Source organism: Streptomyces sp. NPDC017993 (assembly GCF_044328065.1).
Classification (GTDB): domain Bacteria; phylum Actinomycetota; class Actinomycetes; order Streptomycetales; family Streptomycetaceae; genus Streptomyces.
Genome location: NZ_JBIRGO010000002.1, coordinates 347,595 through 370,410, shown reverse-complemented (window position 1 = coordinate 370,410; position 22,816 = coordinate 347,595). Strand labels below are relative to the sequence as shown.

Genomic DNA, 22,816 nt, shown 5'->3' with positions numbered 1-22,816 from the left:
ACCGGGCACCGAGCACCGAGCACCGAGCACCGAGCACCGGCAACGCCTCAACTGCGCTTTTCCGCAACGGCCTCGACCCGCCCCACCCGTCGGGCACCGCCGAACCGCTGCCACCAGTGGCGGCGCCGCAGGTGCACCGCACGGCCCAGCCTGCGCCCCAGCAGCAGATAGCCGATCAGCGCGCCGGTGCAGTTGAGAATCACGTCGTCGATGTCGAAGGCCCGCCCGGTGATGAGCGCCCCCTGCACCAGCTCCACCAGCAGCATCACCACCGCCGTGGCGGCCCCGACCCGGAGCGTCCCACGGGCCCCGGGCGCGAGCACCGGCAGCAGCACCCCGAACGGCACACCGAGCACGATGTTGCCGCCGAGCTGCTTCACCGTGTCGGCCAGGTGCGGCTGGCCGAGATAGTCGCGGATCGAGTCCCCCGGATGGAGGTTGGGGTGGGTCAGCGGCACCGAGGACGCCGACGGCGTCAGGGTGAGCCGGGCCAGTACCGCCGCGAACGCCACCATCGCGGCGAAGGCCGCCACCAGCAGCAGAACCCGGACGGCCATCGGGGCCCGAACGTCGCGGAGCTGCCAGGTATCGCCGTCCTGCTGGGTACGCGTCATGAGACCTCTCCCAGGGGTGCGTCACGTGCCGGGCGTCCGGCCGGACAGGTCCGCATCGGACACGCCACCCACGGCGTACGTCCGCGTCCCTGCCGCCCTGCTCGGTTACTGACCCCTCCGTACCGGCCGGAAAGTTCGATTACCCCCGGTAGGCCGAACCATGCGGCGGGACGGACGAAGAGGGGGCGCCGGACCGCCGGCACCCCCTCCCACCTCACTCCCGCCGCACCGCGCGGCCCCTCATCCCCGCGACGGTTCCGCCTCCACCCGCTTGCGGTCGGAGGGCGACGGCGACGCGGCCGGCGCCTCGGGCCCCGCCGCCCCGTTCGCCGGAGCCGGCCCCGGCGAACGCTGGGTCCCGGCCGGCTCGGTGTCCTGCGGGAACGTCAGCTGCCGGCTCTGCCACTCCAGGGCCGGGACGACCTCACGCCGCCACGTCGCGAACTGGTGGCTGCCCCGCGGCAGGATGATCGAGTCGACCGTCATCGGCGACTTCGCCGCACGCAGGAACTTCATGGTGTCCGGGTACCCCGGCTCGCCCTGGCGGCTGCTGGCCACCAGCGCGGAGACCTGCGGCGCGGGCAGATGCGCGAGCCGCCACAGCAGATCGTGCTCGCGCTCCCGCTGCGCGCCGGCCGCGCCGGTACCGAACAGGCTGCCCGTGGTGAGGTCGTCCTTGATGGCGTAGTCACCGGAGAGCGAGACGGCCGAGGTGTAGACCTTCGGGTTGCGCATCGCCAGCTGGAGCGAGCAGGTGCCACCGGACGAGTACCCGAACGCGCCCCAGGCACTGGGGTCCCGGCCGACGCGGTAGGCCGACTTCATCGCCTCCGGCAGATCCTGCGTGAAGAACGTCTCGGCCTGCGGCCCGCCCGGCACATCGACGCACTCGGTGTCACGCGGCGGCGCGATCGTGGGGCGCACCATCACGATCACCGTCGGCTGCATCCTGCCCTGCGCGATCAGCCGCCCCGCGTTCTGCGGCACCTGGAGATGCTGCGCGAGGTTCATGATGCCGCCGGGGTATCCGCTGATGACGACCATGACGGGGAAGCGCTGCCGGCGGAACTGCTGCTGGAAGTACTGCGGCGGGAGATAGACGAACCCGGGGTTGATGGCGCGCGAGCGCCGCCCCATGATGCGTACGGACTCGACCTTGCCGACCTTGTCCGCCGGGCCCTTGGGCAGCCCGCTCACCTGATCGAGGCCCTGCGGACCGGCCGGTTGGACCAGACCGCCCTTGAGACTCCCGACGGAGGCGTACTGCCCGTCACCGGCGTTCACCGACACCGGGGCCTTCTCGTTGTTGCCCAGCAGCTCGTCCCAGCTGCCGTAGAACTGGAAGCTGGAATTCACCGCCAGCGCGAGGGCGGACACGATCGACAGCTGCGTGACCACGATGGCACCGAGCCTGCCCAGGACGGGCCGCACCCCGCGCCGCGACAGCCGGGGCCAGAACCGGACCGTGGCGGCCACACAGGCCAGGGCCAGCACGACCACCGTGTATTCGAGCGACTGACTGGTCAGCCCCATGCGCCTACATCTCCCGTCACCCTCGAAAGGGTTCTTGCCTTTTACCGGCCGCCTAGAGGCACAACGGGCGGCTCAGGACAATGGTCACCGGAGAAGATGGGCGCACCTGCGCATCGGATACCTGAACGACCTACTTCTTACCCAGCTCTTGCCTCCTCGTTTCCGCGGCGTGATGTGGCGGGCCGGGCCGCACCTGGGGCAGTTCCCCGGCGGCCGGGCGCCCCTCCCCCCGGATACAGGGGCGCCCGGCTCGCGCGGGGTGGACGGCGGGGGTCAGACCCCGATGTTCCGCCCGTCCATGCGCCAGACGCTCACCACGGACGGGCGCACCAGCGTGTCCGGCCCGTCGGGCCACTGCGACGCCGGCTTCTCCACACTCGCGCCGTCCAGCTCGCCCGGGTGCTGCACCGCGACCAGCACCCGGCGGTCCTGCACGATCGGGCCGCAGGTCTCGGCCCCGTTCGGCACGGTCAGGAACTGCCGGACCTGGCCCCGCCGTTCCCCCGCGGTCGCCACACCGAACAGCCCGTCATGGCTGCCCAGCGCGTTGCCGTCCGTCGAGATCCACAGGTTCCCGTACGCGTCGAAGGTGAGGTTGTCCGGGCAGGAGATCGGGCTGACCTGGTCCTTGGGGAATCCGCCGTAGTACGTGGCCGGGTCCTCCGGGTCACCGCACACCAGGAAGAGCCGCCAGTGGAAGCGGTGCGCCGACGGGTCGTCCCGGTGCTCGGTCAGCTCCAGGATCTGCCCGTGCTTGTTGCCGTTGCGCGGGTTCACCTCGTCCGCGGCGGCCTTGCCGGCCTTCCCCCGGTCGCTGTTGTTCGTCAGCGCGACATAGACCCGCCCGGTGCGCGGGCTGGGCTCGACGTCCTCGGGGCGGTCCATCTTCGTGGCGCCCACCTTGTCGGCGGCGAGCCGGGTGAAGACGTAGACCTCCTCGGCGGTCATGCCCGGCACGTACGACGTGTCCCCGCTCGCCAGTGCGATCCACTCGCCCGACCCGTCGAACTCGCCGTCCTTGGGGAGCTTCCCGGAGCCGTCGATCTCCTGCGGGGCGCTGTCCCCGGTGAACTTGGCCGCGTACAGGGTCCCCTCGTCCAGCAGCGTGCGGTTGTGCTCCCGCGCGGCCCGCCCGCCGCCCCGCTTCATGCGCTTGTTGGCGACGAACTTGTAGAAGTAGTCGAACTTCTCGTCGTCGCCCATGTAGAGGACGGGCCGGCCGTCCGCCGTCAGCCGCGGCTCGGCGGCCTCGTGCTTGAACCGTCCGAGCGCCGTCAGCTTGCGCGGGGTCGCGTCCGGGTCGAACGGGTCGATCTCCACCACCCATCCGAAGCGATGCACTTCGTTCGGCTCGCGGGCGACGTCGAACCGCTTGTCGAAGCGCTCCCACTTCCGCTCGCTGGCGGCTCCGGTGAGCCCGTACCGCTTGAGCCGGGCGGCGGCCACCGGGTCGGTGACGGAGCCCGCGTTGGCGAAGTACTGGTTGAAGTTCTCCTCGCCGGACAGCACCGTGCCCCAGGGCGTGATGCCGCCACCGCAGTTGTTGAGCGTGCCGAGGATGCGGGTGCCCTCGGGGTCCGCGGACGTCTTCAGCAGATCGCTGCCCGCGGCCGGTCCGGTGACCTCGAACGGCGTGGTGCCGGTGATCCGCCGGTTGAGGTGGTGGCGGGTCACCGCCGTCAGCTTGCCGGTGCGCCGCTCCTCCTGCGCGACGAGCACGGACAGCCCATGGGCCGCCCAGCCGATCTCGGCCTGCTCACGGGTCGGCGCATCCGGGTCGTATCCGGCGAACATCAACTGCTCGTCGGTGTACTCGTGGTTGATGACCAGCAGCTGCCGGTCCCGCTCGCCCGGCAGGTCCAGTACGGCCATGTAGTCGTTGTTGTAGCCGAACTGCCCGGACTGCGCCGCGGCCGACTGCCGGTCGGGGTGGAAGGCCGGCGCACCCCGCAGAATCGGGTCACCCCAGCGAATGACGACATTCTGCTCATGGCCCTCGGACACCACCACCGCATCGGCGGTGTTCGGGGCCACGGTCGCGAACCGCAGCCCCCGCGCGGCCTTGCCGGTCTTGCCGCCCGTGGCGCCCTGGCCCGCGGGCGCGGGGCCGTCGGCCTGCGCGGCGGCGGCCTCCTGCGCTCCGGCGCCGAGCGGCAGCGCACCGCCGGCCGCCCCCGCGACGGTCACCACGGCAGCCGCTCGCACGACCGAACGCCGCGACAGCGCACCGGTGATGACATCACCGACATAGTCGTTGTCGCTCACATTCGGCGTCTCGTGAAAACAGGCGTCGCCACAGCGGTACCGGCAGGTCATGGCCGAACGCCCGCCGGGATGCGAGCCGATCAGCGGCAGGAACTTGCGCACGCTCTCCCCCTTGGTATGAATCCGTGGACGAACCGCCCGCACCCTCCGCCGGCCGCGGCCCGCGCCCGTCAGGGCCCGAGGCATCGAAAGGGCATCGAACGGCGTCGAACGATTCGCCGTGACGCTAAGGGCACCGCCCCGCCGGACGGCATCGCAAACATGAACGTGCGGTGAATCCGGGACCACCAGGAGTCATCCGGGGCGCCAGGAGACCCCGCGCCTCCCTACGGACGGTCAAACGGCGGGCGGGGAACGGGTGTACCGATTCGATAGGGGTTCGCCGGCTCACCGAGGCCGGCAGGGCCGGTCGCCTTACGGCGGGTCAGTGACCTCGTGAGGGGCGCGTGCCGCTTCCCGGGTGACGAATTGGCGACGAGTTGGCGTCACCTCGCTCCATGCGTGCGCCCCACTTGCGAGCTCCGCGTGCGCCCCTCACCGGGAGGCCAAAGAGTGCCCACCGCACCCCGCCCCGTCGTCCGTTGTCCCGGCCCGTCCCTGGTCAGAAGCCCGGCGCGGAGGCACACCGGCCGCGCATCGCGCCGCGCCACAGGCCATCGGCTCCCCGCGCCTCCGCGACGCACGCCCCCTGGCCGAAACCAGATCGTGCCCAGCCACCCCCGGATGGCCCACCACACAAGGCGCGGGGTCCCACGATGAGGCAGGTGCAGGCCGCTACCCTTACGTATCCGTCCTGGTCAGGGACATGTCTGTGCTTCACGGACATTCGCCGCACCCACCACACGCAAGAGAGGTCCGCCGATGGGCATTCGGAGTCTGCTGCGCAACGCTTTCGGTCGCTCCAAGGCGACCCGTGAAGAAACCGGCGCGGCACCGAGCGGCGCCGATACGCCGGAATCGGCGACGATTCCGGAGGCCCGCGAGGAGTCCACCCCGGTATCCGCCACCGCCGCCCCCGAAGCGGAGGTCCCGGCCGCCCGCACGGCCCCCACCGAGGCCGCCGCACCGGAGCCCACCCCGACGACGGCATCGCTGCCGGCCCAGGGCAGCCCGCTTGACGACCGTACGGAGGCTCCGGCACGCGAGGAGTCGGCCGTACGGACCGAGTCCGAGCCCGAGTCGGCCCGGCCCTCGGCCAAGGAGGCCAAGGAGGCCGACAAGCCGGCCGCGGCCACCGCCTCCAGCGTCGCTGACGAGCCGGAGACGGAGAGCGACGCGAAGGCGGCGGCGTCGAAGTCGAAGGAGGCGAAGTCGAAGGAGGGGAAGGCCCCCAAGGCCACCGAGACCGCTGAGGTCGCTGAGGTCGCTGAGGAGTCGTCAACGTCCGCGGCCACCCCCGCGACCGGTACCCCCGACACCTCCGACACCATCTCCGACCTGGTGAGCCAGGCGTTCGACAAGCCGGCCGCGAGCCCGGCCCCGGCCGCCGAGCCGACGGAGGCCGTGAAGCCGGCGAAGGCCGTAAAGCCCGCGAAGGCCGTGAAGCCGGCAGCGGACAAGCCCGCGAAGGCCGAGCCGAAGCCGAAGGCCGAGCCGAAGGCCGAGCCGGCGCCCGCCGCAAAGGTGGAGCCGAAGCCCGAGGCCAAGCCCGAGCCCGCCGCCGCGACCTCCAAGGCCACCGCTGCCACCCCTGCCACCACCCCGGCAGCGGACGACCTGGACGCTCCGAAGGATGCAGTTGCCTCCCCGGCGCTCTCCCTCAGCAAGGTCGAAGCCACCGCACCCGGCCTGGTCAGCCTCTACAAGGCCGCGTCCACCACCCTGGAGAAGCACGGCCTCGCCACCCAGCGCGCCGCCGTCTACCTGGTCCTCGACCGTTCCGGCTCGATGCGGAACTACTACAAGGACGGCACGGTCCAGAACCTCGCCGAGCAGGCCCTCGGCCTCTCCGCCAATCTCGATGACGACGGCACCGTCCCGGTCGTCTTCTTCTCCACCGACATCGACGGCTCCGCGGAGCTGGACCTCGCCCACTACGAGGGCCGGATCGAGGAGTTGCACGCGGGCCTCGGCCACATGGGCCGTACCAACTACCACTGGGCGATCAACGCCGTGGTCGAGCACTACAAGAAGTCCGGCAGCACCGCCCCCGCCTTCGTCATCTTCCAGACCGACGGCGCGCCGACCTCCAAGCCGGCGGCCGAGAAGGCGCTGTGCGAGGCGGCCGGGCTCCCGATCTTCTGGCAGTTCATCGGCTTCGGTGACCCGGACGCGAAGGGCTTCGACTTCCTTCGCAAGCTCGACGACCTGGCCGTACCGGACAAGCGTGTCGTCGACAACGCCGGCTTCTTCCACGCCGGCCGTGACCCCCGCGGCCTCTCGCCCGACGAGCTGTACCAGCAGCTGATGGTCGAGTTCCCCGAGTGGCTCACCGAGGCCCGCGCCGCCGGGGTCCTCAAGGACAACTGACCCCACCCGCCCACGCATTCACCACCACCGGCCGCGGCCGGGCCCCACCGGGCCCGCCGCGGCCGACGCGTTTCCGCCCGGCACCGCCCGCCGCATCCGCATCCGGATCCGGATCCGCCAACTCCCTTTCGCTTCATTGCTTTCCGCCCACCACGCCGGCCCGGAGAAAGCGCACCCGGATACGCACAACGGATACATCCCCGCATTCAAGCGGTGTGTGCCGGCCCGGAATTGCGCGGATAAATACCCGCAGAACCGGACCCTCCATTGCCGAACACCTCCCTCTCGCGCGGCCCGAAGAGACCCCCGCAGCTATGGTGGGCGTCCGACTCCGGCCGCATTTACCGGGGCGCACATCACCTGGGGGAGAAAGAATGAGCACGCCGCAGCAGCCGCAATCCGGATACGGATACGGGGCCAATCCGGGATACGGCGCCCAGCCCGGCGTGCCACAGCCCGGCCCGCCGGGCGGCTATCCGCAGCAGCCGCCTCAGCCGGGCCCCCAGGCCCCCGGGGCGTACGGACAACCGGCCTACGGCGGGCCGCCGCCCCCTCAGTTCGGCGCGCCCCAGCAAACGCCGTACGGCTACGGCGGCCCCGGCATGCCACCGATTCCGCCGAAGAGCGGCACCGCCAAGGTCTGGGGCATCCTCGGCGCGATAGCCGGCGTCCTCGTGATCGGCACCCTGGTGTCCACCGGCATCTTCCGGGGCGGCGCGAGCGGCGGGAGCTCCGCAGACACCGGGCCGAAATACAAGATCACGGTGCCGCGGACGCTCGTCGGCGGGGAGTACAAGCTGTCCAAGGACATCTCCCAGGAGGCCCAGAGTTCGGTGCCGACCGACGGGAGCAATTCGCACGGCATGAAGACCGTCGGAGGGCAGTACACCAGCGGCACGAAATCGATGGTGATGCTCGGCATCTACGGCACCATCGACGACCCCGAGCTGGCGATCGACCACACCATCCAGGGCATGACCAAGGACGGAAAGACCGAAGTCGCCGTTGATGACAAGGAGTTCACGCCGAGCGGCGGCGGAAAGCCGCTGACCTGCGGTGTGGATGTGCGTCAGCAGATGGGCCAGAAGATCACTCTGGGATTCTGCGTATGGGCCGATTCCAGCACCAGCGGCAATGTCGCCGAAACCGATGCCACGGAATTGTCGAAGGATCCGGCGTCGGTCGATCTGCAGGCACTCGCCGACAAGGCGGGCAAGATCCGCACCGAGGTCACGGCCCCGCTGGGCTGACCGGCCCCGCCCCCGTGCGAGGTAGCGCCGAGCTGCCTAGGCTGAGTGGGTGAAATATCCCTGTTGCTCGTTTATGTACGGGCAGCGGGGAGTGGCCGTACCGGCGAGCGGCCGTACGCCTCCGCCGGGCCGACGACCGGCGGAGGCGGGTCTTGATGAGCGAAGCGGGCCGAACGGGAAGCGCTCCGACTCCCGGCACCACTCCCAGTTGGGCAGTGGAGCAGAAACCGGATCCGCACCGCTGGTGGGGGCTCGTGGTGATCGCGCTCGCCCAGCTGATGGTGGTGCTGGACGCGACGATCGTGAACATCGCCCTGCCCTCGGCACAGCGCGACCTCGGGATGTCGGACGCCAACCGGCAGTGGGTGATCACCGCCTACACGCTCGCCTTCGGCGGGCTGCTGCTGCTCGGTGGCCGGATCGCCGACCTGGTGGGGCGGAAGAAGACCTTCATGCTCGGCCTCGTCGGCTTCGCGATCGCCTCCGGGCTGGGCGGCGCGGCATCCAGTTCCGGGCTGCTGTTCGGGGCCCGCGCCCTCCAGGGCGCCTTCGGGGCACTGCTGGCGCCGGCCGCCCTGTCCTTGCTGACCACGACGTTCACCATCGGCAAGGAACGCAGCAAGGCCTTCGGGATCTACGGTGCCATCGCGGGCGGCGGCGCGGCGATAGGACTGATCGCAGGCGGCCTGCTGACGGAGTACCTGAACTGGCGCTGGTGCCTGTACGTCAACATCCCCGTCGCGGCCCTCGCCCTGGTCGGCGCGATGGTCTTCCTGCACGCGAAGCCCGTTCGCGGCCGCGCCCACCTGGACGTACCGGGTGCGGTGCTGGGCTGCGGCGGACTGGTCGCCATCGTCTACGGGTGCAGTGAGGCCCAGCCGCGGGGCTGGGGCGACGCCCTGGTGCTCACGGCGCTGCTGGGTGGCGCGCTCCTGCTGGTGGCCTTCACCTGGTGGCAGGGCCGGGCCCGCCACCCGCTGCTGCCGCTGCACATCGTGCGGGACCGCAACCGCGCCGGCGCGTTCCTGACCATGGGTCTTGCCCTCATCGCGCTGTTCGGCATGTTCCTGTTCATGACCTACTACCTCCAGGTCGTGCTCGGATACTCGCCGCTCCGCACGGGCCTGGCGTTCCTGCCGATGACGGCGATGATCATCATCGGCTCGACCCAGATCTCGGCCCGCCTGCTGCACCGCCTCGCCCCGCGCATCCTGCTGGTGCCGGGTGCGGTGCTCGTCGCCGTGGGGCTGTATCTGCTGACGTACCTGACGGCGGAGCCCGCGTTCGTCTCGCACGTCCTGCCCGCCGAACTCCTCGTCGGCCTCGGCATGGGCCTGATCTTCATGCCGGTGATGGCGACCGCGACGGCCGGAGTGGCGCCGCGGGATTCCGGCGTCACCTCGGCGACCGTCAACACCGCGCAGCAGGTGGGCGGTTCGATCGGGACGGCCCTGCTGAACACGATCGCGACGTCGACCAGCGCGACGTACATCGGGAGCCATCTCATCCAGGCCACACAGGACAACGGCGGCCGTCTCACCCCGGCCCTGCGGGACTCCGTGATCAAGGAGGGCGTGGTGCACGGGTTCAACGTGGCGATCGGAGTGGCGGCCGGGGTCATGCTGCTGGCCGCGCTCATCGCCGGGCTGATGGTCACCGCACGCGCGCCGCAGCACGGCGAGGCCCCGGCGGACCGCGCGGCATCCGCCGACGCACCCGTGTGAGCCCGCCTCCGAGCACCTGACGGCGGCGACTCCGGCACGCCGTCCGCGTTCCCCTGCCCCCGTGCACCCTGGTGCGTGAGGGCGCCGGCGGACCCGTAAAAGCCCGCGCGGACGCCCCCACCCCGTCCAGTACGATATTGACGTTCCGTAAAGCAAATCCTCACTCACCGTAGCGACTTGGGAGCAGCCGGCAATGGCTCGACACCTCATCACCAGCGCCCTTCCGTATATCAACGGGATCAAGCACCTGGGCAACATGGTGGGGTCCATGCTCCCGGCCGATGTCTATGCCCGGTATATGCGTCAGCGCGGGCACGACGTGCTCTACATCTGCGCGACGGACGAGCACGGCACGCCCGCGGAGCTGGCCGCCAAGGCCGCCGGGCAGTCGGTCGACGCGTTCTGCGCCGAGCAGCACGACAAGCAGAAGGCGATCTACGAAGGCTTCAGCCTGCAGTTCGACTACTTCGGCCGCAGCTCCTCGCCGGAGAACGTCGAGCTGACGCAGCACTTCGCGCGCAAGCTGCAGGAGAACGGATTCATCGAGGAGCGGGCGATCCGCCAGGTCTTCTCGATCGCCGACGACCGCTTCCTGCCCGACCGCTACATCGTCGGCACCTGCCCGCACTGCGGCTACGACAAGGCGCGCGGCGACCAGTGCGAGAACTGCACCCGCGTCCTGGACCCGACCGACCTGATCGACGCGCGCTCGGCGATCAGCGGCAGCGGTGAGCTGGAGGTGCGGGAGACCAAGCACCTCTTCCTGCTCCAGTCGAAGCTCCAGCACGAGGTCGAGGGCTGGCTGGAGGGCAACGGCAGCAAGGACTGGCCGACCCTCGCCTCCTCCATCGCGCACAAGTGGCTGACGGAAGGTCTCCAGGACCGCGCGATCACCCGCGACCTGGACTGGGGCGTCCCGGTGCCGGCCGATGTGTGGCCCGAGCTGGCGGCCGAGGGCAAGGTCTTCTACGTCTGGTTCGACGCCCCGATCGAGTACATCGGGTCGACGAAGGAGTGGGCGGACCAGGCGCCGGAGGAGCGCGACTGGAAGTCCTGGTGGTACGAGGCCGACGACGTCCGCTACACCGAGTTCATGGCCAAGGACAACGTCCCGTTCCACTCGGTGATGTTCCCCGCCACCCAGCTCGGCACCCGCGAGCCGTGGAAGAAGGTCGACTTCCTCAAGGCCTTCAACTGGCTGAACTACTACGGCGGGAAGTTCTCGACGTCGCAGCAGCGCGGCATCTTCACGGACGCCGCCCTGGAGCTGCTGCCCGCCGACTACTGGCGCTACTTCCTCATCGCCAACGCCCCCGAGTCGGACGACACGTCCTTCACCTGGGAGCTGTTCTCCGCGTCGGTCAACAAGGACCTCGCGGACACCCTCGGCAACTTCGTCAACCGGGTGCTGTCCTTCTCGCGCAAGCGGTTCGGCGACGACGTGCCGGCGGGCGCGGAGGCGGGCGCCGCGGAGCAGAAGCTGGGCGAGGAGATCGCCGGGCTGCTGGCCGAGTACGAGGGCCACATGGAGGCCCTCCAGTTCCGCAAGGCGGCTGCCTCGCTGCGCGCCCTGTGGAGCGCGGGCAACGTCTACCTGGAGGAGAAGGCCCCGTGGCTGGAGATCAAGACTGACAAGGACGCGGCGGCGCTGACGCTGCGGACGGCCATGAACCTCATCCACCTGTACGCCATCGTCTCCGAGCCGTTCATCCCGGCATCGGCGAAGGCCATGCGGGACGCCTTCACTCTGGAGAACGACACGGCCGTGTGGGTCTCCCCGGAGGAGGCGAAGGCGCTGGCCTCGGTTCCCGCGGGCACGCCCTTCACCGTGCCGCCGGTGCTCTTCGCGAAGGTCACCGAGGACGACCTGGAGTCCTACCGCGAGCGCTTCGGCGGCGAGGACGACGCCTGAGCGAGCGGGCGCCCCAGCACCCCTTTCCTGCATGCCCTCGGACCGACCGGTCCGGGGGCATGCGGTGTTCCGGGCCCGGAACACCGCACCTGGCAGGCAGCGCGCACCCGGCAGCGCACCGCACGCGGCACGGCCGAGGGCCCGGCACCCTCGCGGGTCCCGGGCCCTCGGCCGGTGAACGTGCCGCCGCCGCTACTTCACCTGCGGCTTGCGGATCGACAGGTGGAGCTCCTTCAGCCGGGCCTCTTCGACCTCGCTCGGGGCGCCCATCAGCAGGTCCTGGGCGTTGCCGTTGAGCGGGAAGGCGATGGTCTCGCGGATGTTGGGCTCGTCGGCCAGCAGCATGACGATGCGGTCGACGCCGGGGGCGATGCCGCCGTGCGGCGGGGCGCCGAACTTGAAGGCGCGGAGCATGCCGCCGAACTCCGCCTCGACGGCGTCCTTGTCGTAACCGGCGATCGCGAAGGCCTTGTACATGACCTCGGGCTCGTGGTTACGGATCGCGCCGGAGGACAGCTCGGTGCCGTTGCAGACGATGTCGTACTGCCAGGCCAGGATGTCCAGCGGGTCCTTGGTCTCCAGCGCCTCCAGGCCGCCCTGCGGCATGGAGAAGGGGTTGTGCGAGAACTCGATCTTTCCGGTGTCCTCGTCCTTCTCGAACATCGGGAAGTCGACGATCCAGCAGAAGCGGAACTCGTCCTCGACGAAGTGCCCGGTGCGCTTGGCCGCCTCGACGCGGACCGCGCCCATGATCTTGGAGACCTCGTCGAACTCACCGGCGCCGAAGAAGATCGCGTGACCCGGCTTGAGGTCCAGCGCCGCGACCAGCGACTTCACGTCGTCCTCGGTAAGGAACTTGGCGATCGGGCCGCTCAGCGTGTTGTCGTCGCCGACCCGGACCCAGGCCAGGCCCTTCGCGCCCTGCTGGACGGCGAAGTCACCCATCTGGTCGAAGAACTTCCGCGACTGGTCGGCGGTGTCCGGCACGGCCAGCGCGCGTACGTGCTTGCCGGCGAAGGCCTTGAAGCCGGAGCCCGCGAAGACGTCGGAGACATCCACCAGCTCCAGCTCGGCACGCAGGTCCGGCTTGTCGGAGCCGTACTTGAGCATCGACTCGCGGAACGGGATGCGCGGGAAGGGGGAGGTCACCTTGCGGCCGTTGCCGAACTCGGTGAAGAGCTCGGTCATCAGCTGCTCGATCGGACCGAAGACGTCCTCCTGCTCGACGAAGCTCATCTCGACGTCGAGCTGGTAGAACTCGCCCGGCGAACGGTCCGCGCGGGCGTCCTCGTCGCGGAAGCAGGGCGCGATCTGGAAGTAGCGGTCGAAGCCGGCGATCATCAGCAGCTGCTTGAACTGCTGCGGAGCCTGCGGCAGCGCGTAGAACCTGCCGGCGTGCAGCCGGGAGGGGACCAGGAAGTCGCGGGCGCCCTCGGGGGACGTCGCGGACAGGATGGGCGTCGCCATCTCGTTGAAGCCCATCGCGGTCATCTTGTGCCGCATGGCGGAGATGACGGCGGTGCGCAGCAGGATGTTGCGGTGCATGCGCTCGCGGCGCAGGTCCAGGAAGCGGTATTCGAGGCGCTTCTCCTCGTTGACACCGTCGTCCGCGTTGATCGTGAAGGGGATCTGCTCGGCGGCGCCGAGCACCTCGACCGCGCCGACCTCGATCTCGATCTCGCCGGTCGGCAGGTCGGGGTTGACGTTGTCCGCGCCGCGCGCGCTGACCTTGCCGTCGATGCGGACGACGGACTCCTTGGTCAGCGAGCCGAGCGCCTCGTTGGCGGGGGTGCCGGGACGGGCGACGAGCTGCACCAGACCGTAGTGGTCGCGCAGATCGATGAAGAGGATGCCGCCCAGGTCACGACGATTGTGCAGCCAGCCGCTGAGGCGGACGTCGGTGTCGACGTCCGCGGCTCGGAGCTCGCCGCAGTTATGGGACCGGTACCGATGCATCGCTCATCCAAGTCGTCGCGAGTCGAGGTGGGGAGTTGTGGGAGAAGGGGAGACACGGGACTCGAACGCCCGATCGATCACCCGGCGGATCACCCGAAAGACCACCCCAGTGTTGGCATAACCGCTCCAGGTTACCGCCCCGGCCCCCGCCGTTTCGTTGACATATACCCATCAGGATTCGCCCGAGGGCGAGCGGGGGAGCGCGGTTGGGACGATGGTCACATCCAGCTCACTGGCCGGGCTCCGCCAAACCCACCTAAAGTGATGCAATGCGCACCAAGGATCTCCTGGCCGCCATCGCGACCGGCCTGTGGCGCTGGGACAACGCGACGGGCCGGGTGACCCTCGACGCCGAAGCCGCCCGGCTGCTCGGGCTACCCGCGGAGCCCGTCGAACTGACCGAGGCCGCGGTGCGCTCCCGTTTTCATCCCGTCGACTTCGCCGAGATCAACGGGGTGGTCAATCTCGCCATCGCCGAGGAGACGCTGGCCGAGGCCCGGCTACGGATCGTCGACGAGCGCGGCAGGGTGCTGCGGATCGTCCGCTCCCGCTCCCGCCCCCGCATGGTCGACGGTGACTTCGAGCTGGTCGGCACCCTCCAGGAGGTCCCCGAGCCGCAGCCGGGCACCGCCGCCGCGCACACCCCCATCACCGGCGACTGGCGCCGCTCCCGTGAGGCGTTCCTGCTCGACGCGGGACGGGCCCTGGCCGAGGCCCGCTCCACCGCCGAGGTGCTGCGGGTGGCGGCCGGCCTTTCCATGCCGGGATTCATGCCGGACGGCCTCGCCGTCTTCGGGATCGAGGCCGACCGGATCTCGGTCATCGGCCACCACGGCCACCACGCAGGCGATGAGCAGCCGTTCCTCGACATGCCGCTGGACACCGACTATCCGGCCGCCGAGGTGATCAGGACCGGCCGGGCGATCTACCTCGCCACGCCCGACGACTACCGCAGCCGCTTTCCGGCCGCCTGGCCGCTGGCGTCCCGCTTCGACCGGACGTCGTGGGCGTTCCTGCCACTGGTCAACGCCGGCCGGACGGTCGGCGCCTGGATGGCGGGATTCGACCGGCCGGTGTCCTTCACGCCCGATGAGCGCTCGGTCCTCACCACCGTCGCCCGGATGCTGGCCCAGGCACTGGCCAGGGCCGGGGTGCAGGAGTCGCAGCAGGAGCTGTCGGTGGGGCTGCAACGCAGCATGATGCCGACGGTCCAGCCGGACATTCCCGGGATGAAGGTCGCGGCCCGCTACATCCCCACCGGCGGCGGCCTGGAGGTCGGCGGCGACTGGTACGACATGATTCCGCTGCCGTCCGGCCGGATCGCCCTGGTCATCGGGGACGTCCAAGGGCACGACGTACGGGCCGCCGGCCTGATGGGACAGCTGCGGATCGCCCTGCGCGCCTACGCCTCCGAGGGCCACCACCCCGACGCGGTGCTCTCCCGGGCCTCCCGCTTTCTGGCCGGGATCAACGAGACCGCGTCCCGCGGCGACGGCGAGGACCAGCGCTTCGCGACGTGCCTGTACATCGAGGTGGACCCGGCGACCGGCCTGCTCGACATCGCCCGGGCCGGCCACCCCGACCCGGCGATCCGGATGAGCGACGGCACCCTCCTGGTGCGCCCCACCGCGGGCGGCCTGCCGCTGGGCATCGACCCGGACACCGACTACCCGACCACCCGGCTCGTCCTGGAGCCCGGCGAGACCATGCTGGTGTGCACCGACGGGCTGATCGAGACCGGCGGCCACGACCTGGAGACCGGCTGGGCCCGGCTGCGCGACCTCATCGAGGCGTACGAGGGCGGGGAGGACGGCGTGGCGCTGGAAAAGCTCGCCGACACCCTGGTGCAGGCCGTGCACGGGCCGCCCTCGCACCACACCACCGGGCCGCTGGTGGACCGCCGCGAGGACGACATAGCGGTCCTGCTGCTGTCCCGCGAGGGCGGCAGCTGCGGGGTGGGCACCGGTGGTCGGCTGGCGCAGCAGCCCGTACGGCGCACGGTGCTCTCCGTCGCGCAGGCCGAGCCGGAGCGGATAGCCGCGGCCCGCCGGCAGATCCGGGACGTGCTGCACGACTGGGCCGACCCGGACCAGGTCGATTCAGCGGTGCTGCTGGTCTCCGAAATGGTCACCAACGTCCTCACGCACACCGACGGGGACGCGCTGCTGGTCGCCGAGATCTCCGGGGAGCGGGGCGGCCGGCGCCTGCGGGTCGAGGTCTCCGACGGCAGCGACGAACTGCCGCACCGCCGCAGCCCCGGCGAGCTGGCGTCCTCGGGGCGCGGCCTGGTCCTGATGGACCTGCTGGCCGGCTCGTGGGGCGTGGACCCGCGCGGGGACGGCAAGTCGATCTGGTTCGAGAGTGACGAGGACCAGGGCGTGCAGGCCGACGCGGTGCCGCAGCACCCCCTCGCACCTGCGCGCGCGCCGGGCCTGCCGGTGCCTCCCGCCCCCTCCTCGGACGCCGGCCCGGGGCCGTCCCGTCAGGAGGAGTTCGCGGACGATCCCGCCGAGTCGGCTCCCGAGTCCGCGGCGTAGTGCCGTCGCAGCTCGTGGAGCACGCCGGAGACGGCAGCGGTCAGCGGTACGGACAGCAGCATGCCGAGGATTCCGGCGACGCTCGCGCCGGCCGTGATCGCCAGCATCACCGTCGCCGGGTGCATCTGGACGGTACGGCTCTGGATCATCGGCTGCAGGACGTGCCCCTCCAGCACCTGTACGGCCAGGACGACGCCGAGCACCCACAGCGCGATCACGAAGCCGCGGTCCGCGAGCGCCACCAGGATCGCCACCGCGCCGGAGATGAACGCGCCGAGGTAGGGGATGTAGGCGCCGACGAAGACCAGTGCGCCCAGGCCCAGCGCCCCCGGCACCTGGAGGATCAGCAGGCCCACGGTGATGCAGAGGGCGTCGATCAGCGCGATGAAGGTGGTGCCGCGCATGAAGCCCTCGATGGCCTGGAAGCCGCGGCGGGCCATCCGCTCCAGCTGGGGCGCCGAGGTGCCGGGCGCCCAGTCGTGCAGGGAGCGCACGGCCTTGTCCGAGTCGCGCAGGAAGAAGAACGTCAGCAGCAGGGCGAGCACCGCCGCGGCGAGGGCCTGACCGACGACGCTGACCCCCGTCAGCAGCCCGGACGCCGCGGTGCCGCCGAACTTGCCCAGCAGTTCCTTGGCGTTGGAGGCGAGGTCCTCCAGTGAGGTGCCGGCCGAGCCGACGTGCTGGGAGAGGTCCTTGGCGGCTTCCTTGAGCGAGGCGATGATCTGGTCACCGGTGTCGACCAGCGCGCTGACGACGATGTAGCCGGCGCCGCCGACCACGATCAGCAGGACGGCGCAGGTCAGCCCGGCAGCGAGGGAGCGGTTGAGCTTCATCGCCACCAGCCGCCGGTACAGCGGCCCGAGCAGCGCGCTGCCCAGGAGTGCCAGCAGTACCGGCGTGAGCGCCGCGCTCAGCTCGACGAACACCCACACGCCCACCGCCACCACGGCGGTGACCAGCAGCCCCACCCCGCACCATGCCGCGGCGCGGCGGGCCGCCAGGGGGAGCAGCGGCTCTTCCTGCGGCGCCCGGCCGCGCTCGTCGTCGCGTCGCCCGTGTTCCGAATCGTTTCGCACCGGGACAGTCCACCACGGGCGGGCCGGGGGCGGCAGAAATAACCGGCAGGCGACAGCACCTACGGCGCCGAGGACGATCCCGGCGGCATCGCACAACGCGGCACAACGCGGACGAGCCCGGTCCCTGTCGGGGCCGGACTCGTCCGCATGTGGTCCTTGCGAGCCCTACAGCCCGCCCTCGGTCATCCCGTGCACGGCCGGGATCGTGCCGAGTCGGCCCTTCTGGAAGTCCTCGAACGCCTGCTGCAGCTCTTCCCTGGTGTTCATGACGAACGGCCCGTAGTGCGCCATCGGCTCCCGGATCGGCTGACCGCCGAGAAGGACGATCTCAAGATCCGGGGCGTTCGCGTCCTGCTTCTCGTCCGCACGAACCGTCAGCGACGAACCGGGGCCGAACACGGCCGCCTGGCCCAGGTGCACCGGCCGGTGCTCGGCGCCGACGGAGCCGCGCCCGGCGAGGACGTACGCGAGGGCGTTGAAGTCCTCACGCCAGGGAAGCGTGATCTCCGCACCCGGCCGAAGCGTCGCGTGCAGCATCGTGATCGGCGTGTGCGTGATGCCCGGCCCACTGTGGCCGTCCAGCTCACCGGCGATGACACGCAGCAGCGCACCGCCGTCCGCGGACGTCAGCAACTGGACGGTGCCGCCGCGGATGTCCTGGTAGCGCGGGGGCATCATCTTGTCCTTGGCCGGCAGGTTCACCCACAGCTGCAGGCCGTGGAAGAGGCCACCGGACATGACGAGGTGCTCCGGCGGTGCCTCGATGTGGAGGAGGCCGGAGCCGGCCGTCATCCACTGGGTGTCGCCGTTGGTGATGGTGCCGCCGCCACCGTTGGAGTCCTGGTGGTCGAAGATCCCGTCGATGATGTAGGTGACGGTCTCGAAGCCACGGTGGGGGTGCCACGGGGTGCCCTTCGGCTCCCCCGGCTGATAGTCCACCTCGCCCATCTGATCCATCATGATGAACGGGTCGAGGTGCTTGTAGTCGATGCCGGCGAAGGCCCGGCGGACGGGGAAGCCCTCGCCCTCGAAGCCGCTCGGCGCGGTGGCGACGGCGAGCACCGGTCGGGTGCGGGCCTCGGCGGGCGCCGCCACACGCGGCAGGGTCAGCGGGTTCTCAACGGTCACAGCGGGCATGACGGCCTCCTCGGTCGTTCGTCATTCAATTTAGTTGAAGAGTGAACAACTAGCAAGGCGTGCGGCATTCCCGCGAGCGTTCACGCAGGTCAACCGGCGTAGGAAACCCGCTCAGGGGAGAGCGAGGAGCACCCGACCGCCCTCCGACCGCCGGGCACGGGCGATCAGCCGTACATCCGCCGCATCGCGAAGTCGACCATCTGCTCCACTGCCTTGGCGTCGAAGACCATCCGGTGATCGCCCTCCATGTCGAGGACGAAGCCGTAGCCGGTCGGCAGCAGATCGAGCACCTCGGCACCGGTGATCACGAAGTACTTGGACTCCTTGCCCGCGTACCGCCGCAGCTCCTTGAGCGAGGTGAACATCGGGATCACCGGCTGCTGGGTGTTGTGCAGCGCCAGGAAGCCGGGGTTCTCCCCGCGCGGGCAGTAGATCTTGGACGTCGAGAAGATGCCCTGGAAGTCCTCGGCCGACATCGAGCCGGTGGTGAAGGCGCGCACCGCGTCGGCGAGCGAGGGCGGGGACGGCTCGGGATACAGCGGCTGCTCGCCGTAGCCCCCGGGGGGCGGTTGCTGCGGCGGGGGCGGCGCACCGTACTGCTGCTGCCCGGCACCCGCGTTCTGGTCGTAGCCGTACATGCCGCACAGCGTACTGAGTTGGCGCGGCCCGCACCGACCCCCCGCCGAAGCCGGCAACTCCTCCCGGGGACCGGCCCGTACGGCCGACGTCACACGCGTCCCACAAGGGACGCTCGTCACAGATGGGCGGTTAGGGGTTGCTTCTTTATTACTGGTGGGTAGCATCATGAGTAGCTACTTGCTGGTATTGCGTTTTGAGGTCCCTCCCTCCCGAGCCTTTACGGAGCCGTACCCATGGGCCACTACAAGTCGAATCTCCGCGACATCGAGTTCAACCTCTTCGAGGTGCTCGGCCGCGACAGTGTCTATGGCACCGGGCCGTTCGCGGAGATGGATGTCGACACCGCCAAGAGCGTGCTCTCCGAGATCGCCCGGCTGTCCGAGAACGAGCTGGCCGACTCCTTCGCGGACGCCGACCGCAACCCGCCGGTCTTCGACCCGGAGACCAACACCGCACCGGTCCCGGACACGTTCAAGAAGAGCTACCAGGCGTTCATGGACGCCGAGTGGTGGCGGCTGGGCATCCCGGAGGAGATCGGCGGCACCACCGCGCCGCGCTCGCTACTGTGGGGCTTCGCCGAGACGATCCTGGGCGCCAACCCGGCCGTGTGGATGTACTCCTCCGGCCCGGCCTTCGCCGGCGTGCTCTTCGAGGAGGGCACCGAGCAGCAGAAGCACATCGCCAAGGTCGCCGTGGACAAGGCCTGGGGCTCCACGATGGTGCTGACCGAGCCCGACGCCGGCTCGGACGTCGGCGCCGGCCGCACCAAGGCCGTCAAGCAGGAGGACGGCTCCTGGCACATCGAGGGCGTGAAGCGCTTCATCACCTCCGGCGAGCACGACATGTCGGAGAACATCCTTCACTACGTCCTCGCCCGCCCCGAGGGCCACGGCCCCGGCACCAAGGGCCTGTCGCTCTTCCTCGTCCCGAAGTACGAGTTCGACTTCGAGACCGGCGAGCTGGGCGCCCGTAACGGCGCCTACGCGACCAACGTCGAGCACAAGATGGGCCTGAAGGCCTCCAACACCTGCGAGATGACCTTCGGCGACCGCCACCCCGCCAAGGGCTGGCTCATCGGCGAGAAGCACGACGGCATCCGGCAGATGTTCCGGATCATCGAGTTCGCCCGGATGATGGTCGGCACGAAGGCCATCGCGACCCTGTCGACCGGCTACCTCAACGCCCTGGAGTACGCCAAGGAGCGCGTGCAGGGCCCGGACCTGGCTGCCTTCACCGACAAGAGCGCGCCGCGCGTCACCATCACCCACCACCCCGACGTGCGCCGCTCGCTGATGACGCAGAAGGCGTACACCGAGGGCATGCGCGCCCTGGTGCTCTACACCGCGACGGTGCAGGACGAGATCCTCATCAAGGAGTCCGCGGGCGAGGACGCCTCGGCCGAGAACCGCCTCAACGACCTGCTGCTGCCGATCGTCAAGGGCTACGGCTCGGAGAAGTCCTACGAGCAGCTGGCGCAGTCGCTGCAGATCTTCGGTGGCTCCGGCTACCTCCAGGAGTACCCGATCGAGCAGTACATCCGGGACTCCAAGATCGACACCCTCTACGAGGGCACCACCGCGATCCAGGGCCAGGACTTCTTCTTCCGGAAGATCGTCCGGGACCAGGGCCAGGCCCTGACCGTGCTGTCCGACGAGATCAAGACGTTCCTCGCGGACGGTGTCGGCGGTACGGAGCTGGAGCAGGCCCGCGGCGAGCTGGCCAAGGCCGCCGCCGACCTGGAGGCCATCGTCGGCGCCATGCTGACCGACCTCGCGGCGACCGAGAAGGACGTCAAGTCCATCTACAAGGTGGGCCTGAACACCACCCGCCTGCTGCTCGCCTCCGGCGACGTCGTCATCGGCTACCTCCTCCTCAAGGGCGCGGCGGTGGCCCACGAGAAGCTGGCCGGCGCCTCCACGAAGGACAAGTCCTTCTACACCGGCAAGATCGCCGCGGCGAAGTTCTTCGCCCACAACGTCCTGCCGGGCGTCTCCGTCCAGCGCGGCCTGGCCGAGTCCATCGACCAGTCCCTGATGGACCTCGACGAGTCCGCCTTCTAGCCGTTCCAGTCGTTCCAGTCGTTCCAGTCGTTCCAGTTCCGATCGTTCGGAGCGTTCCGAGAAGCGGGTCCGCGCCTCTCGGAACGCTCCTGATCGCGGGACGCTCTTAGAGGTCTCTCAGAATCAGTGGCAAGACTGACGGTGCCCGCCTCCCTTCCCCCGGGGAGGCGGGCACCGTCATGCCCCGGGGCCGGTCTCGCGTCCCGGCGGATCCGCCCGCGCCAGGCGAAATGGAATTTCACACTCCGTCGGCACATCCGGTGCGGTATGCATCCATCCTGGCCGGAAGGGAGCGGAGTCACCCCCCTCGGGCGCGGGGAAAGCACCCTCCGGCTCCTTATGCTGAATCCATGAGCCATTCCGCCCGCTTCGATCGCGGCCACACCGACGACCTGATGTCCTTCCTCGCCGCCAGCCCATCGCCCTACCACGCGGTGGCGAACGCAGCGGCGCGGCTGGAGAAGGCCGGCTTCCGGCAGGTGGCGGAGACGGACGCGTGGGACGGCGAGAGCGGTGGCAAGTACGTGCTGCGCGGCGGCGCCCTCATCGCCTGGTACGTCCCCGAGGGCGTGACCGCCGCGACCCCGTACCGCATCGTGGGGGCGCACACCGACTCGCCCAATCTGCGCGTCAAGCCGATCCCGGACACCGGTAACCGCGGCTGGCGGCAGATCGCCGTCGAGATCTACGGCGGCACCCTGCTCAACACCTGGCTCGACCGCGACCTCGGGCTCAGCGGCCGGGTGACGCTGCGCGACGGCAGCAACCGGCTGGTGAACGTCGACCGGGCGCTGATGCGCGTGCCCCAACTCGCCGTCCACCTCGACCGGTCGGTCAACGCCGACGGGCTGAAGCTCGACAAGCAGCGCCATATGACGCCGATCTGGGGCCTGGGCGAGGTCGCGGAGGGCGATCTGATCGCGTTCGTCGAGGAGGAGATCGGCGTCCCGGCCGGAGACGTCCGCGGCTGGGACCTGATGGTGCACAGCATCGAGGCGCCCGCCTATCTGGGACGCGACCGCGAGCTGCTCGCCGGTCCGCGCATGGACAACCTGCTGTCCGTGCACGCCGGCACGGCCGCGCTGACCGCCGCGGCCGCCGGGGGCGAGCTGACCACCATCCCGGTGCTGGCCGCCTTCGACCACGAGGAGAACGGCAGCCAGTCCGACACCGGCGCCGACGGCCCGCTGCTCGGCACCGTGCTGGAGCGCTCGGTCTTCGCCCGCGGCGGCTCCTACGAGGACCGCGCCCGCGCCTTCGCCGGGACCATCTGCCTGTCGTCCGACACCGGCCACGCCGTCCACCCCAACTACGGCGAGCGGCACGAGCCGGGGCACCACCCGATGCCCAATGGCGGCCCCATCCTGAAGGTCAACGTCAACCAGCGGTACGCCACCGACGGCAGCGGGCGGGCCGTGTTCGCCGACGCCTGCGAGCGGGCAGGGGTGCCGTGGCAGTCCTTCGTGTCCAACAACTCCATGCCGTGCGGCACGACGATCGGCCCGATCACCGCCGCCCGGCACGGCATCGCCACGGTCGACATCGGGGTGGCGATCCTGTCCATGCACTCGGCACGCGAGCTGTGCGGCTCCGAGGACCCCTACCTGCTGGCGAACGCCCTGACGGCCTTCTTGGAGGGCTGAG

Annotated in this window: 14 protein-coding genes; 7 read left to right on the top strand and 7 right to left on the bottom strand. The window is 70.3% G+C overall.

The window, feature by feature from the left end:
- Positions 1-47 precede the first annotated feature (47 nt).
- The 3 genes from ACH4FH_RS04665 to ACH4FH_RS04655 form a co-directional block, all read right to left on the bottom strand.
- Entirely contained in the window at positions 48-614 is a 567-nt protein-coding gene (locus ACH4FH_RS04665; protein WP_398554264.1) for a VanZ family protein, read from the bottom strand.
- A 240-nt stretch (positions 615-854) separates the two neighbouring features.
- Positions 855-2,147: an alpha/beta hydrolase gene (locus tag ACH4FH_RS04660; protein WP_398554263.1), complete on the bottom strand. Its 1,293-nt coding sequence runs from the start codon at positions 2,145-2,147 to the stop codon at positions 855-857.
- A 273-nt stretch (positions 2,148-2,420) separates the two neighbouring features.
- Positions 2,421-4,514 (bottom strand): PhoX family protein, encoded by a 2,094-nt coding sequence (locus ACH4FH_RS04655; RefSeq protein WP_398554262.1) that lies wholly within the window; start codon positions 4,512-4,514, stop codon positions 2,421-2,423.
- A 759-nt stretch (positions 4,515-5,273) separates the two neighbouring features.
- Here ACH4FH_RS04655 and ACH4FH_RS04650 point away from each other — a divergent pair.
- The 4 genes from ACH4FH_RS04650 to metG all read left to right on the top strand — a co-directional run bounded on the left by ACH4FH_RS04650 (position 5,274) and on the right by metG (position 11,767).
- Entirely contained in the window at positions 5,274-6,881 is a 1,608-nt protein-coding gene (locus ACH4FH_RS04650; protein WP_398554261.1) for a VWA domain-containing protein, read from the top strand.
- Positions 6,882-7,255: 374 nt separating this feature from the next.
- Positions 7,256-8,131: a hypothetical protein gene (locus ACH4FH_RS04645; RefSeq protein WP_398554260.1), complete on the top strand. Its 876-nt coding sequence runs from the start codon at positions 7,256-7,258 to the stop codon at positions 8,129-8,131.
- Positions 8,132-8,286: 155 nt separating this feature from the next.
- Entirely contained in the window at positions 8,287-9,855 is a 1,569-nt protein-coding gene (locus tag ACH4FH_RS04640) for an MFS transporter (protein WP_398554259.1), read from the top strand.
- A gap of 193 nt (positions 9,856-10,048) precedes the next feature.
- A complete protein-coding gene (gene metG, locus ACH4FH_RS04635; protein ID WP_398554258.1) occupies positions 10,049-11,767 on the top strand; it encodes a methionine--tRNA ligase in 1,719 nt (572 codons plus the stop codon).
- Positions 11,768-11,959: 192 nt separating this feature from the next.
- Here metG and aspS read toward each other — a convergent pair whose 3' ends face one another.
- A complete protein-coding gene (gene aspS / locus ACH4FH_RS04630; protein WP_398554257.1) occupies positions 11,960-13,723 on the bottom strand; it encodes an aspartate--tRNA ligase in 1,764 nt (587 codons plus the stop codon).
- A gap of 269 nt (positions 13,724-13,992) precedes the next feature.
- Here aspS and ACH4FH_RS04625 point away from each other — a divergent pair, with 269 nt between their 5' ends.
- On the top strand, positions 13,993-16,260 hold the full coding sequence (locus ACH4FH_RS04625; RefSeq protein ID WP_398554256.1) for a SpoIIE family protein phosphatase: 2,268 nt from the start codon (positions 13,993-13,995) through the stop codon (positions 16,258-16,260).
- Here ACH4FH_RS04625 and ACH4FH_RS04620 read toward each other — a convergent pair.
- The 3 genes from ACH4FH_RS04620 to ACH4FH_RS04610 all read right to left on the bottom strand — a co-directional run bounded on the left by ACH4FH_RS04620 (position 16,206) and on the right by ACH4FH_RS04610 (position 19,111).
- Complete coding sequence (locus ACH4FH_RS04620) at positions 16,206-17,336, bottom strand: AI-2E family transporter (protein WP_398554255.1); 1,131 nt, start codon at positions 17,334-17,336, stop codon at positions 16,206-16,208. The two genes, ACH4FH_RS04625 and ACH4FH_RS04620, sit on opposite strands and share 55 nt — an antisense overlap.
- Before the next feature lie 165 nt (positions 17,337-17,501).
- A complete protein-coding gene (locus ACH4FH_RS04615) occupies positions 17,502-18,473 on the bottom strand; it encodes a pirin family protein (protein ID WP_398554254.1) in 972 nt (323 codons plus the stop codon).
- Positions 18,474-18,637: 164 nt separating this feature from the next.
- On the bottom strand, positions 18,638-19,111 hold the full coding sequence (locus tag ACH4FH_RS04610) for an SseB family protein (RefSeq protein WP_398554253.1): 474 nt from the start codon (positions 19,109-19,111) through the stop codon (positions 18,638-18,640).
- A gap of 234 nt (positions 19,112-19,345) precedes the next feature.
- Between ACH4FH_RS04610 and ACH4FH_RS04605 the strand changes: the two genes are divergently transcribed.
- A complete protein-coding gene (locus ACH4FH_RS04605) occupies positions 19,346-21,172 on the top strand; it encodes an acyl-CoA dehydrogenase (RefSeq protein WP_398554252.1) in 1,827 nt (608 codons plus the stop codon).
- 350 nt (positions 21,173-21,522) lie between these two features.
- Positions 21,523-22,815, top strand: coding sequence for a M18 family aminopeptidase (locus ACH4FH_RS04600; protein WP_398554251.1), 1,293 nt, complete (start codon positions 21,523-21,525; stop codon positions 22,813-22,815).
- Position 22,816 lies beyond the last annotated feature (1 nt).